10 protein-coding genes and 1 pseudogene are annotated in these 13,540 nt (G+C 60.0%); 4 read left to right on the top strand and 7 right to left on the bottom strand.

Annotated elements, in window-relative coordinates; all coding sequences use genetic code 11:
* Positions 1-119 precede the first annotated feature (119 nt).
* Positions 120-1,152: pseudogene (locus tag A6B35_RS31220) on the top strand (mandelate racemase/muconate lactonizing enzyme family protein); the annotation flags it as partial.
* Positions 1,153-1,544: 392 nt separating this feature from the next.
* Here the strand turns inward: A6B35_RS31220 and A6B35_RS31215 are convergent.
* Both A6B35_RS31215 and A6B35_RS31210 read right to left on the bottom strand, forming a co-directional pair.
* Positions 1,545-2,240, bottom strand: a complete 696-nt coding sequence (locus A6B35_RS31215; protein WP_006199611.1) for an OmpW/AlkL family protein — start codon at positions 2,238-2,240, stop codon at positions 1,545-1,547.
* A 349-nt stretch (positions 2,241-2,589) separates the two neighbouring features.
* Positions 2,590-2,946: a hypothetical protein gene (locus tag A6B35_RS31210; protein WP_006199612.1), complete on the bottom strand. Its 357-nt coding sequence runs from the start codon at positions 2,944-2,946 to the stop codon at positions 2,590-2,592.
* Positions 2,947-3,703: 757 nt separating this feature from the next.
* Between A6B35_RS31210 and A6B35_RS37265 the strand changes: the two genes are divergently transcribed.
* Together A6B35_RS37265 and A6B35_RS31205 are read left to right on the top strand one after the other, a co-directional pair.
* Complete coding sequence (locus A6B35_RS37265; RefSeq protein WP_006199613.1) at positions 3,704-3,826, top strand: hypothetical protein; 123 nt, start codon at positions 3,704-3,706, stop codon at positions 3,824-3,826.
* Positions 3,827-4,106: 280 nt separating this feature from the next.
* Positions 4,107-5,411, top strand: a complete 1,305-nt coding sequence (locus A6B35_RS31205; protein ID WP_006199614.1) for a lysine N(6)-hydroxylase/L-ornithine N(5)-oxygenase family protein — start codon at positions 4,107-4,109, stop codon at positions 5,409-5,411.
* A gap of 819 nt (positions 5,412-6,230) precedes the next feature.
* Here A6B35_RS31205 and A6B35_RS31200 read toward each other — a convergent pair.
* The 4 genes from A6B35_RS31200 to A6B35_RS31180 form a co-directional block, all read right to left on the bottom strand.
* Positions 6,231-7,640: an NAD-dependent succinate-semialdehyde dehydrogenase gene (locus tag A6B35_RS31200; protein ID WP_244425831.1), complete on the bottom strand. Its 1,410-nt coding sequence runs from the start codon at positions 7,638-7,640 to the stop codon at positions 6,231-6,233.
* A gap of 515 nt (positions 7,641-8,155) precedes the next feature.
* Positions 8,156-9,553 carry a M16 family metallopeptidase gene (locus tag A6B35_RS31195; RefSeq protein WP_006199617.1) on the bottom strand — a complete coding sequence of 466 codons (1,398 nt, stop codon included), beginning with the start codon at positions 9,551-9,553 and terminating at the stop codon, positions 8,156-8,158.
* A 1-nt stretch (position 9,554) separates the two neighbouring features.
* Complete coding sequence (locus tag A6B35_RS31190; RefSeq protein ID WP_006199618.1) at positions 9,555-10,865, bottom strand: M16 family metallopeptidase; 1,311 nt, start codon at positions 10,863-10,865, stop codon at positions 9,555-9,557.
* Between the two features lie 704 nt (positions 10,866-11,569).
* Entirely contained in the window at positions 11,570-11,839 is a 270-nt protein-coding gene (locus A6B35_RS31180; RefSeq protein ID WP_006199620.1) for a hypothetical protein, read from the bottom strand.
* 441 nt (positions 11,840-12,280) lie between these two features.
* On the opposite strand from A6B35_RS31180, the gene A6B35_RS31175 reads away from it, so the two are divergent.
* Positions 12,281-12,493 carry a cold-shock protein gene (locus tag A6B35_RS31175; protein ID WP_006199621.1) on the top strand — a complete coding sequence of 71 codons (213 nt, stop codon included), beginning with the start codon at positions 12,281-12,283 and terminating at the stop codon, positions 12,491-12,493.
* Positions 12,494-12,738: 245 nt separating this feature from the next.
* Here A6B35_RS31175 and A6B35_RS31170 read toward each other — a convergent pair whose 3' ends face one another.
* Positions 12,739-13,215: a Ros/MucR family transcriptional regulator gene (locus A6B35_RS31170; protein ID WP_040581820.1), complete on the bottom strand. Its 477-nt coding sequence runs from the start codon at positions 13,213-13,215 to the stop codon at positions 12,739-12,741.
* Positions 13,216-13,540 lie beyond the last annotated feature (325 nt).

Below are 13,540 nucleotides of genomic sequence, written 5' to 3'. Positions count from 1 at the left end.
CAATCAAATCGACAAACCTCTTGCGCGCGACAATCCATGCCGCGATTATCGCCATCGCCGCGACACCAGATTCTCATCCTGATTGTCGCGCGCTTCTCTCCCAGATTGTCGCGCCATAGGCCAATGCCAAAGTCTGGTCACTGGACACCACGCTGGTCAAGCTGGTCACCGACACAGGCCTTATCGGCTGGGGCGAAACCTACCCCGTCGGCCCAACCTATCAGCCGCACCATGCCAAGGATGCCCGCGCCGCGCTGACCGAGATGGCCCTGGGGTTGATCGGCGCCAACGCACTGCAACCTTTGCTGCTAGAGGCAAATGGATGGCCTGTTGAACGGCCATCGCTATGCCAAGGCGGCCATTGACATCGCGGCCTATGACCTGATGGGTAAGGCTTATGGAGTGCGGGCGGCCGACCTTCTGGGTGGGGCTGTCACCGAAAACGTGCCCTCCTACTATGCCACCGGCATGGGCGAGCCCGACGACATCGCCCGGATCGCCGCTGAGAAAGTGGCCGAGGGCTATCCGCGCCTGCAAATCAAGATTGGCGGCCGTTCGGTGGAGGTGGATATAGCCGTCCTCCGCAAGCTCTGGGAGGTGAGCGGCAAGGGGGTGCGCCTGGCCGCCGATGCCAATCGTGGCCTTACGACAGGTGACGCGCTGCGGCTTTCGCGGGAATGCCCGGACATCCCCTTCATCATGGAACAGCCCTGCCACACGCTGGAAGAGATCGCCGCGATCCGGGGGCAGGTCCATCACGGCATCTATATCGACGAGAATGGCGAGGATCTGGCCACCGTCATCCGCGCCGCGGGAACGGGCCTTTGCGACGGATTCGGAATGAAGGTTACGCGGATCGGCGGGTTGCATGCCATGGCCACCTTCCGTGACATCTGCGAGGCGCGCAGCATGCCCCATACCTGCGACGACGCTTGGGGTGGGATATCATCGCCGCCGCCTGCACCCATATCGGCTCCACGGTCCAACCCCGACTGCTGGAAGGCGTTTGGCTGGCCGGGCCCTATATCGAGGGGACGTATGATCCCAAGGGCGTGAAGGTCGTGGGCGGCCATCAAACTGCCCGAAGGCCCGGGCCTTGGGGTCGTGCCGGAAGGTGGCATGTTCGGAGAGCCCGAATTTTCCGTCGGCTGAGGTTCTCAACGTTTCAAAATGAAGTTTAGCAGCAAGAGATGCCCCGATCCGGGATGGCCGTCACGGATCGTGCGGAAGGGGATGGCGGAGTTGTCTAGCTTAGCTAAAGTGGAGGCCGCGATGACCGGGAGTGATCTTCCTGGTCCGAAGCCGGCGAGCCCGCGCTCTCGACCAACGGCTCTTCAAGAGTCGCCCCACCGCTGTTATGCGTCGGATGTTCATTGGTAAGACTGATCAGAGCGTTGCTCGGATTTCGACACGTTCCCGCCTACGAGCAAGAACGCAGCCTCTGCGAATGATCCGGGTCGATTCGCTCGGGCAGGACCGACGGAAAAAAGGGCGCACAGGCGCCCTTCATTTTCTGATCGGCTGTCAGCAAGTCGCCTTCGTTATCAGAAGCGATAGGTGACACCTGCGCCTATCAACCAGGGATCGAGCGCGGCCTTCCCCGTCAGCTTCGCGCCGTCCACGGTGACGTCGAAGTTTGGCTTGAGGAAAAGCTTCTTCACGTCGAAGTTGACCCCCCAGTGCTGATCCACCATGTAGTCGAATCCGACCTGTAGCGCGGTGCCGAAAGTGTTCTTGACCTTGAGAGCATCGGCGCTGCCAGCATCCTGATTATAGAAGATCGTGTAGTTCACGCCAGCACCGACATAGGGCCTGAAGGCGCCGAGATCGGTAAAATGATACTGCAATGTGAGCGTGGGCGGCAGCAGCCAAACCTTGCCGACCTTGCCCAGCCCGCCAATCGTTCCTTGGCCGTCGATGTTGGCGTAAGTCGTGCCGAGTATGAGTTCGGCGGCGATGTTGTCCGTGAAGAAATAGGAGATATCGAGTTCCGGTGTCAGGGTGTCCGAATAGGAAAGACCGGAACCGGGCACCCCGTTGACGTAGCCCGAATCCTTAGTGATGACACCCAACGCGCGCAGGCGGACCTGCCAAGGGCTTGGCCATTCCGTGACCGAGGCTCCTGCCAGCGGGACGTCCGCAGCTTGCTCCAGGTCCGCCGCGATGGCCTGCTGTCCCATCACAATGAGGATAACGGCCGCTGCTACCTCCCGCGCCACGCCCATTCGCTTTTTCGCCATGATATTCTCTCCTTGCTCTTCAGAAATGACGCACTGCACTATGAAAAATCCTGCTGGAATTAGTTGAGGTTGAGGGAACGCCGGTGCTCGTGTTGTGTGATATTGTGCTCACATTATTTGCGCTTTGCTCGCAATCATCGACCTGTTTTCGCTTATTGAAATGTTGCCCTTTGTCCGGGTTGCGCCCACCTATCGAACACAATCGGCTTGCCAGTGGGTCGCGCTGCGAAGGTTGTCGTTCAGAGCAGTGAATGCGGCCCGCTCCTGATTGTCTTGCCGTAGCCGTGGCGCCGCGCCGGGCTCGCAGAAGTAAGCGCGATAGCCAAGAGTCTGCAGCTTTGCGGGCATCTTAAGCGCGTAGCCCCGGATGGACCCAGTCGTCCCGCTTTGTGGCGACAAGCAGGATCGGCGGATAAGCGGTAGGGGTGTTCCGCCACCGCAGTCCGCGCGGATTTCCGGTGTCTTGCCAAAAATTGTAGAGGTACTGGCTGCGGCGTCTGATCAAGGGAATCCTGTCAGGACGGTCGAAAATCGCCGTCAGGGCGTCGTCGTCGCGCTTGAATTGCGTTCCACCGAAGTGCTCCAGGGTCCTGCCCGACTGGCAGGTGGCCCAGGCAGGCGTCCGTTCTCCTTCGACATCTCCAAGCCAAAAATCGGGATCATCGTCCGGGGCATTCAGCGTCGGGCGGACACCGAATGCGGTCATGTCCGGATAACGTGAAGAATGATGTCGACTGGGAAACAAGCGCAAGGTTCTCCTTCGGTTTGGGAAAGCTCAGTTTTCGCGGCTGCGACCGCATGTTCGGCGAGCGTGATCATGGGATGATTTCTCCTTCGTCCGTGCCGCAGCGCGTTTGCGGACAGCCAAGCATGTGTCGTGCCAAATGAGAAAATCATTTTAGAACAATGAGATGGCCCTGATAGGGCTATGTCTCATGTCTGACATTGTCGAAGACCCGACAACGAGTGCAGCCGTAACGCCTGATCGGTCTCCTGTGCGAGCTCGGTGGGCACCGCGGAAAACTCAAGCAGTGAAGCTCACCGCGAACTGGCCGAGCTTCGGACGACATCGGCGACGGGGGCAATCGCCTGCCTTTGAGGCAAATCGCCAAACCCCTGGTCGAGGAGTGTCTCAAGGGCGAAGGATCTGGCAGCTCTTGCAACTGCCGACCTTGTTGGACAAGGCATATCGCGATCCGTCCAGCAAGAGACATAAGGTTCTGCACCGTCCGTTCATGAAGCCATCGTGCTGGTCTCCATAAGAAGTCTTCTGGTGCAGAAGGTGCCCGATTATTCGGAAAAGGCGACATCGACGTGCAAATCGGGCGCCGCCGTGAGGCGCCCCCTCAATGTCGGATTCCCGACAGGATCGCACATCCGCCAACCCATTGCTTTAATAAGATTTCCTTCTCTGGCACGGCCCTTGCTTAGGATTCTCCGAAGGTATCAGCGAGACGTCGTCCATGATCACGCGCACCGAAAATGCCGTCGCCGCAGGGAAAACCGCGTTCTCGCCCGCCACCAAGCCGCCAAAAGGCCGGCGCGTCATGGTCGAGTGGGCAACTGCGCCGGCTTCAAACACCTAATGGGACTGGAAAGCGTCTCGGGTGACGGCGACCCGGTCATCGAGGCGGGCGGAAAGGATGGACGTCGATGCCTCCTGACCCACGTCGCCGGCACGACCCGTCGATTGTCACCGGCCGGAATGCTCGGGGGCTACATTCGACAACCCCAACCCGCAGGACAATTTCCGTAAACCCGGTCGGGACCGTGGCTCGAAAACGCTCGCGAGGGGGAGTCGAATGGCTATGGCCGATACTCGCTGCGAACAAGCCGCCAGTGGGAAAACTATAGGAGCAAGGCAAAGTGGAAATCTCTTGCATTGGGGTCGGTGCTGGGCCATCTAATTTGAGTCTTGCATGTCAGATACACGAGCAAATCGGGCAAGGCGCGCTGTTCCTGGATCGGCAAGTCGACTTCCTTTGGCATCGAGGCATCGCTTTCGATTCCTCAGAGCTCCAGGTCAGCCACTTTAAGGATCTGGTCACGCTGGTGAATCCGCGATCAGCCTACACTTTCGTGAACTACCTGTATGAGAACGGGCGTCTCTACCACTTCCTGAACGCACAGTTCGGGGCCGTGTTCAGAGCTGAGTTTGAGCAATACCTAAACTGGGCTTTCCATAGGAACCCACTTGTTCGTGGCGGGGAGACCGTGCACGAAATCCGCTTTGACGGCGAGTTCCGGGTGCGGACGGAAAACGCGGTTCTTGGCGCCAGAAACCTCGTGGTCGGCATTGGCAAGCAGGCGCGAATTCCGCCTCAGTTTGAGGGCTGGATTGGACGCAACCTGTTCCACTCATCTGCCGTCCTGCACATCGATCCTGACGTGCGGAGAAAGCATGTCTGCCTGGTTGGCGGAGGCCAGTCGGGGGCTGAGGTGCTGTTGCACCTTGTCGGCCTGCCAAAAGAACGGCGACCTCGATCGATCACTTGGGTCTCGCAGCGTGAAAACTACCTGCCCCTCGACAACAGCCCGTTCACAAACGAGTTGTTCATGCCCTGCTTTTCGGATCGTTTCGCCAAGATGAGCCAGTTGGAGCGTAAGCTGTTCCTGGAGCGTTTCGTACTCGCCTCGGACGGGATTTCGGAAAGCACGTTGCGCGCTATCTATCAGGCGCTGTACCGCCACGCATTTCTCGAGCCAAACCCATGCGACATCACACTGCGGCCAGGTTGCAACGTTTCGCGCTGCATCAACGCCGGAGCAGGTCACAGGCTGACCCTGCAGCGCGGCAGGGACGCTGTCGGAGACGTCATGGCCGATATCGTCATCCTGGCCACCGGTTACCAGAACGCGGTGCCAGACTTCTTGGAACCGATCGCGGACCGGCTGGAGCAGGTCGACAATGAATTGGCCATTGGCGAAGATTTTTCGGTGTGCTGGGACGGACCGCCAGACTGTCGCATCTTCATACAAAACGCGAGCCTCGGGCAGCGCGGACTGGCTGATCCGAATCTAAGCCTGCTCGCCTGGCGCGCGCGTCGCATCCTCGACAGCCTTCTGGGGCGCGCGCCGCGCGCCAACCCCGAGCATCCCGGCTTCATCAGCCCTACTTCCACTGAGAATTGGTCCGACCCGTTGGCCGAAGAAATGGGCAGCGGGATATGACTCGGCGACTACTGATCATCGGCGGTAGCATCCAAGGAATGATGTCCACCTTCACTGCAGGGAAGGCGGGAGCCTTCTGCGAAATCATCGTGACCGACCAAGCCCTTTGGATCCGTCGGCATCCTATTATTCTGGGAGCGTGCGTTTCCCCATGCAACTAGTCCCCATGATTGCTGGGCCTGAGAGCGGCCCGTCACCCGATATGCAACGGAACGGTTAAGCCGGCCGACGCCGAGCCTCATGCATAGGTGACGGGCCACATGGACCATATCAGATTGGCAAGGCAGTGTTCAGTGAGCCGGATCCGGACGATATGGACGTTGCCCTGCCGGCAGCAGAGGGAACGAGTGTAGGCACGCTACGGCTACGGCTGCGCCGCCGGTACAGGCTCGGACAAAACCGGAAGATCCCAGGCATTCGCATTGACCTTCCGGGATCGGCGGCAGTCGGCCGAAGTGCAAGTGAGTCAATCGGAAGGCTCTGGTTCAAATTCTGCCCCAGAGACCGGACAAAGCACAACCAGCGTTCACGATCGCGCAGGCTTCCAACCGACCCGCGCAAACGACAGCCCCATCGCCTTAATGTAATCGGCGAGTGCCGCCAAATCGCTCGCAAGCGTTTCCTCCGTTACATGCGCGCCGTTTCGCTGACAATGCAGACGATCGTCTACGTCGAGAGATACATCCAGCCAAGATAGTCTTTCAGGATTGCGTCTTTGCTCCGGCTTCCGAGCCGTTCGTCCGCTCCCATCGAGGAGCGCTCCTGCATTCGGAGGTGGCTCGTTCGATAACCGGGTCTGCGAATCCGCAAAAAGATGCGTCAGATGCCGCCCAGGCAGAGATATTTCATTTCGAGGTAGTCCTCGAGCCCATGGCGGGAACCCTCCCGCCCGATGCCGGACTGCTTGATTCCGCCAAAAGGGGCGGCTTCCGAGGACATACGTCCCGTGTTGATACCCACCATGCCGTATTCCAAGGCCTCGGCCACGCGCCAGACACGCTTCAGGTTTGATGCGTAAAAATAGGCGGCGAGGCCGTAGATCGTGTCATTGGCCTCACGCACGACCTGATCCGCATCCTCGAAGCGAATGATCGGAGCCAGGGGGCCGAATGTCTCTTCCTGCGCCACTATCATTTCGCTGGAGATGTCGGTGAGGACCGTCGGTTGGAAAAACGTACCTTCCTTGCCGATGCATTTGCCCCCGCATCGAATTACACCGCCTTTTGCGACGGAATCGGCAATATGGGATTCGATCTTGACCAAAGCATGCCTGTCGATGAGCGGGCCGATGTCGACCGCGGGAGCGAAGCCATCCCCAACCGATAAGTGGCGGACTTTCTCCACGAATTTCTCGACGAACTCGTCGTGAACGCTTGACTGAACGTAAAGGCGGTTCGCCGAAACGCAGGTCTGTCCGGCATTGCGGAACTTCGCCTGGATCGCCCCGTCAACCGCGGCATCGATATCGGCATCGTCGAAGACGATAAAAGGTGCGTTGCCGCCGAGCTCGAGGCTGACCTTCTTGACCTGGTCCGAGCACTGGCGCATCAGCAGCCGGCCGACCTCGGTCGAGCCGGTGAAGCTGATCTTACGGACCTTGGGATTGGTGCACAGTTCACGGCCGACAGCGTCGCCTTCGGACGCATAGATCAGGTTGACGACGCCTTCGGGAAAGCCAGCCTGATGGGCTAGCGCGAATATTGCGCCAGCTACGAGCGGGGTCTGTTCGGCGGGCTTGAGGACGATTGTGCAGCCCGCCGCCAAGGCCGGCGAAATCTTGCGCGCCACCATGGAGGCCGGGAAATTCCACGGTGTTATCGTGCCAACGACGCCGACCGGCTGCTTGATCACCAGCATCCGGCGGTCCGTCGACGGCGCCGAGATCGTCTCGCCGTAGATGCGATTGGCCTCTTCGGCGTACCATTGCAGATACGCGGCCGCATGCGAGACCTCCGATTTGGCTTCGGCAAGCGGCTTGCCCATCTCCGCGGTGAGAATCGCAGCAAGGTCATCGGCGTGGTCGATAATCAGCTGATGCCAGCGCCAGAGCATGTCGCTGCGCTCGCGTGCGGTCAATGCCGCCCATTCAGCCTGTGCGACATAGGCCATGTCGATTGCAGCGCGCGTCTCCTCGACACCCATGTCGGGAAGTTCTGCCAGCAATTCGCCGGTCGACGGGTTAAAGACCTTGAAGGTCCGCTCGCCAACAGGTGTGCCAAGTGCCGGCATGCGGTCGATGGCGCCAAACAGGTCGGGGGATTTCAGGTGGCGGATCATCGGCAGGCACAGGGGCAATACCGGATTCCTCCTCAACGCAGCGAATATCCATGTCGGCAGAATGTGGGGTGTATTCTGCAGGTGCGGCTTTCTTATAGGGCCTCGGCCAGACGGCTGGTAGACCACGGTACTCAACTGAAAAGGGAAAGGACTTCGAATTCTCTGGTCGATGGCTCGCGGTTCTCGCTGAGGCGAAAACTGGACAATCGGTCGTCGGCTTCGCCACCCGCGCGCGGTGCACGCTGGTGGCCTGCGCCTACAATTGCAGACAATCCTCCGGCGTCCTCCATCCGCTCGAAAGGAGGCTTGCCTGAGGAGGAGCGCTCCGCAATCAGGCGAGAGTCGACCGCCTGACCTATAAATGCCTGGCGAGGGCCCCGAAAACTGCTCCGCGGGCCTCTAACTGGACTTCGCTCCACGCGAAACAGCCTCACAAGGGGAGAAGGAAAGCAAAACGGGACCTGAGCTTATCCTTTGCCGCCCAGCGGCGGGCCGACTACCATAATAGAAGGCTCGGCCGAAAGCAGCTTCTTCGCCGCTGCCTTGACCTGGTCGAGCGTCACCTGATCGATGAGGGCTGGGCGGCGCTGGATGTAGTCGATGCCGAGATTGTCGATCTGCATATCGACCAGCGTGGCTGCAATCGAGCTGGAGGAATCCAGACGGGAGATGGCATAGGCGCCGATCAGATATTTCTTGCTCGCCTCGAGCTCGGCTTCGGTCGGGCCCTTCTGCGCCATATCGTTCACCACCCGACGCACGATGCTCAGCGTCTCGGCCGCGCGGTTCGAGCGTGTCGCCGTCTCAACCACAAGTTCCTCAGAATGCTCGTTATCGACCAGATAAGAGCCGACGCCATAGGCAAGGCCGCGCTTTTCCCGCACCTCGTCATACAGGCGTGAGGTGAAGGGCAATCCGCCGAGGATTTCGTTCATCAGCACCGCGGCGAAGAATTGTGGCTCGGTGCGCGCGACGCCTGGAAAAACCAATTGCAGCGAGGTCTGTGGAAGGTCGTAGTTCACCTCCACCTGCTGTCCGAGTTCTGCAGCGACATCGGCGATGGGAAAAAGCGTCTTCTTTTCGCGCAAATCGCCGAACAGCTGGTCGAGCTTGTTACTGAGCGTCTTCGCGTCGATGTCCCCGACCACGGCAACACGGAGCCCGTCGCGAGCGAAAATGGCCTTGTGGAAGGCGCTAAGATCGGCCGGCGTTATGCCGGCGAGGCTCACTTTGGTACCTTTGTCCGGCCTTGAATACGGATGCGTGCCGTAGAGCGCGCGCCGCCATTTGCCCTGTGCGATCGTCTTGGGATCGCGTTCCTTGGCTATGATGTCGGAGAAGATATGGGCGCGGATGCGCTCGAACGCCTCCTGGTCGAAGCGCGGCCTGTTGACCGCGAGCCTGAGCAGATCGAAAGCGGCATCCTGTTGTTGGGAAAGCATGCGCATCGACCCATTGATGCGGTCGCGCTGCGCGATGAAGCTCATGTGGGCGCCCGCATCGTCAAGCTCCACCTGAAAAGCATCGCTGTCGAGATCGCCAGCCCCCTCTGCGAACAGGCCGGTCATCAGATAAGCGAGCCCCTCCTTGCCGATCGGGTCCTGGGTGGTGCCGCCCTCGAAGACAAAGTGGATGGTGACGATCGGCACCGTATGGTCTTCCACCAGCCAGGCCTTTATGCCCTTTCCAGATTTTACCTCCTGGATGTCCATCGCCGCATGGGCGGTGAGCGCCTGCTGGATGAGGAAGAAAATGGCGAGGAGAAGGATGGCCAGCGGCATGGCGAGGCGCGCAGCCTTGCCTTCTCCTGCAAGCGGAGAAGACAAGACGTGTGCGAAGGCGCCGCGGTGTTGGTTCGTCATCATATCAATTCTCCGTCTCGGGAAAGAGATAGCCGGTGGTCGAATGGTCGAACACCAGATAGCGGGCGGCAACCGCTTTGACCTGATCGGCAGTGATCTTGCGGATGCGGTCCGGCCACTCCACGACGTCTTGCACGTTGCCGCCGGTGGCAAGGGTGGAGCCAAACATGTTGGCGATGTGGTCCTGCTTGTCACGGGCGAAAATCATCGAGCGGACAAAGCGGTCTTTGGCCTTTTCCAGCTCGTCGCTGGTGACGCCGTCCCTGGCGATCCGGGCGACTTCGGCATCGGCAGCCGCTTCGAGATCGACCAGCTTTGCATCTCCGCGCGGCGAGCCACGGATGGTGAAGTAGGTGGCGTCCAGCATGGTGCCCCGGAACCAGGCGTTGGCCTCGGTGGCAATACCCTGTTTCACCACCAGTTCCTGATAGAGCCGGCTGCGGTTGCCGCCCCCGAGGATCTCAGCCAGAAGGTCCAGCGCCTCGGCCTCGCCGGGCTCGGCCGTGCGATAGGAAGGCACCACCCAATACGTCGAAAAGCTGGGCACCGCAACGCGGGCATCGCTCAGCGTCACCACGCGCTTGGTGTTCTGCTCCGGCTCGACTGGGCGAATGCGCGGCGGCAGGTCGGGGCCGCGGGCGATCTTGCCATAGGTGTTTTCGGCCAGCGCCTTGACCGTCTCCGGCTCGGCATCGCCTGCTACCACCAGCACCGCGTTGTTCGGCCGGTAATAATTGTCATAGAAGGCCTCGGCGTCGGCGCGGTTCAACTTCTCCATCTCCTGCATCCAGCCAAGCACCGGTATGCGGTAGGGCTGGTTCTGCCACAGCGTCGCGACGACCTCCTCGTCCAGCACTGCGTGCGGGTTGGTGTCGATGCTCCGACGGCGCTCTTCCAAGATTACGTCCCGCTCCGTCTTGACGACGTCGTCGGTAAGGATGAGGTTGCGCATCCGGTCGGCCTCGAAGCCCATCATCTGTTCGAGGGCCAAGGGCGCTACCGTCTCGTTGAAAGCGGTGTAGTCGTATGAGGTGAAGGCGTTTTGGTAGCCTCCGATGTTGGCCACGGCGCGGTCGAACTCGTCGGCGGCGTGGTTGCTTGTGGCCTTGAACATCAGATGTTCGAAGAAATGCGCGATGCCGGATTTGCCGGGTGGCTCGTCGGCGCTGCCGATCTTGTACCATACCATATGGGTGACAACCGGCGCACGATGGTCGGGGATGACGACCACCTCCATGCCGTTGTCGAGCAGGAAATCCGCCACCTTGCCGTCATCCTTAGCGGCAGCAGCCGTAGCGGTCGTCGCGAGGACCAACGCGGCTGCAGCGAATGCTCTGCGCAGCCAGTGGGGCCGAAGTTTGATCGGTGGCGCAAGTTGTGGTGGCTGGTTGAAAGGCAAGGTTCGAGGCAAAGTGATTTGTTGCACATCTCGAACGCGCCGCGTCCCCGTCTCCCCCCGTGGGCGGCTCGGCGGGCAGCACCGAGCCAGAGCATGAGCAACCGCCTTCATGGTGCCAGGCCTCACTCGAGCCCCATCTTTGCATAGGCCCAGGAGACCTGTGGCGGTGTTTCTTGGTGGGGCGATCATTGGACGGCTTCTCCTTGATCCGTGACGCGTGTGCGCATGACCACGCAGGTACCGTGCCAGATCAGAAAACCGTTCGGCGCAGGTGATAGTTGGGCACCGCCATGTCGCGTAGCCGACATTGTCGCACGTTGGACACCGCCGAGACGCGCTTGTGGCTTGGGATGAAATCGTCCTCGTTCGCGAGACGACTAAGTGCGCTGCCTTGGGGGATGGGATGCGCCTCGAACCGGCCGGCACTCAGAGGGTTTAGAATGGAGAGGTCGGTGGTCGCCCGCGGAACGCTGTCCTTGATAAGCAGGTCAGGGTCGATGCTGAACGCGAGAGGCGTAAGGAGCGTGGCGGGCTCAAGCGCGCGGAGTCGCGCTCGCACGCGCAGACAGATCTTATCAAGGATCTGCGACAGTTAATCGAGGTGGCCTGTTAGGCAAAGCCTATCTGGTCAACAACAGCCTGATCCTGCTCAATCTGGTGCGCGCCAACCGGCGCGCGGGATTGTGGAACCGCTCGCGGGTGGCTTCCACCACAAACAGCAAGGTCATCAAATCAAGCAGGAAGTCGTCGATCGCATGGGCGATTGTTTCCGACTTATCCTTGAACTGACCCAGCAAATCGCGCGCGTCATCGATCGCATCCGCGCCGGCCGTATCCGCATCGGCGCCGGCCGCATCGATCAGACCCTCGATCTTCTTGAAACAATCCAATTTTGCGAAACTCCTTCAAGCGCTTGCCAGGCGGCTTATGCACGAAGACGGCACCCTGAACCACCCAGCCGTTATCCTGGTGGCCCGACGAATAAGGCGTCACGCTAAGTGCGTCTCATGCGCGATGCAGTTGTTGGATCTCGTCAACGTATCCTGCCAGGGTCGGTAGGTCGGATGGTCCCGTGATAGGCCTGCAAGAACCAAGCCATGGACGGGGCGCTGCGGAGCGTTGGAAGATCGGGTGCTTCGGCCGTGCCTGAGTGGCAGCGCTGGACAAAGCTTGACTGGTGGTAGGCGGTTGCGATGGCGTGCGCCAGCTGCCCGCCGGGCGATCAAGCAGCGCCTTGAAATTTTTCGTTTTGCTAAGCCTCACTCTCGGCTATGAATCGGGCTGGCCCAATGGCCTGCCTACGTTACAATTGTTACAAAGGAATGCGTATAATGGCGACTGGAACGGTGAAGTGGTTCAACAGCACCAAGGGATTTGGATTTATCCAACCCGACAATGGCGGTCAGGATGTTTTCGTCCATATTTCCGCTGTCGAACGCGCGGGCCTTTCGACTCTCGCTGATGGCCAGAAGATCAACTATGAGGTCGAACAGGACCGCCGCACTGGCAAATCCTCTGCTGGCAACCTCAGCAAAGCTGGCTGAATTTTCTCCTGCGTCCCGGCCAGAGTGGGCGCAGTATGTCAGCAGATACTCACGGCCGCTCGATAAGAGCGAGCAAGAAAGTGGTTCAACGGCAAGGCCGGGCAGCAGATAGCTGCAAGGCGTCGCGAACTACAGTAAAAGCAGGCTGTCTGCAAGGAAAGGCGGGGTTGGTCCCCGCCTTTTTATATCCGGCGCATTTTAAGCCGATGGCTGCAGCGCTCGAGAACGAATCTCGATTGCCGAAATCAAGCTGCGACCTTCTTGCGGGTCCGCTTCGCCGGCTCCGGCGCCGGCTCCGGCGTTTCCGGCTCTTTCGGTTTACGGCCGAGCCCCATCGTCTTGGCCAATGCCGAGCGCGCCGAGGCGTAGTTCGGCGCGACCATGGGATAATCCGCCGGCAGGCCCCATTTGGCGCGATATTCATCCGGCGTCAGCCCATAGTGGGTCGACAGATGGCGCTTCAGCGATTTGAATTTCTTCCCGTCCTCAAGCGAGATGATGTAGTCCGGTGTCACCGACTTCCTGATCGGTACCGCAGGCTTGAGAGGCTCTGGCTCTTGTGTGGAGACACTTCCGGCCGTGCCTTTCAGAGCCGCGTGCACCTGGCCGATCAGGGCAGGGAGATCCCCCACCGGGACCGGATTGTTGGAGACGTAGGCTGACACGACATCGGCGGTCAGCTCGATGAGGGTGTCGATGTTTTTTTCGGCTTCTTCTGTCATGAAACTCTCCAGGCGGCGTGAAACATAGTCAGCGAAGCGTCGCTTCATAGTGCCGGTTGCCACTGAAAGCAACAAACGTCTCGACGGCATTATTGCGATGCTCGTCCAGCGGCGAGCTCTTTAGCGCGGTATCGCGCCGTCGTGAACGTTGGTCCGCCCGTTATTGGCGACCGTGCCGCCGCGGTGCTTCGCGCATTTCCTGGCGCGTCTCGACCGTGAGCTTTGCGCTCAAAAATTGCCGGTGTTCTCGAAACGAAGCGGTCTATTTCTGTTTTGCCATCCTCTCTTTGGACTGTGAAATCGATGGCCGCGGCCGTGTCCTAGC

The organism is Mesorhizobium amorphae CCNWGS0123 (genome assembly GCF_001686985.1).
In the GTDB taxonomy this organism is placed as follows: domain Bacteria; phylum Pseudomonadota; class Alphaproteobacteria; order Rhizobiales; family Rhizobiaceae; genus Mesorhizobium; species Mesorhizobium amorphae.
This window is presented reverse-complemented; position numbering and strand designations above follow the sequence as displayed.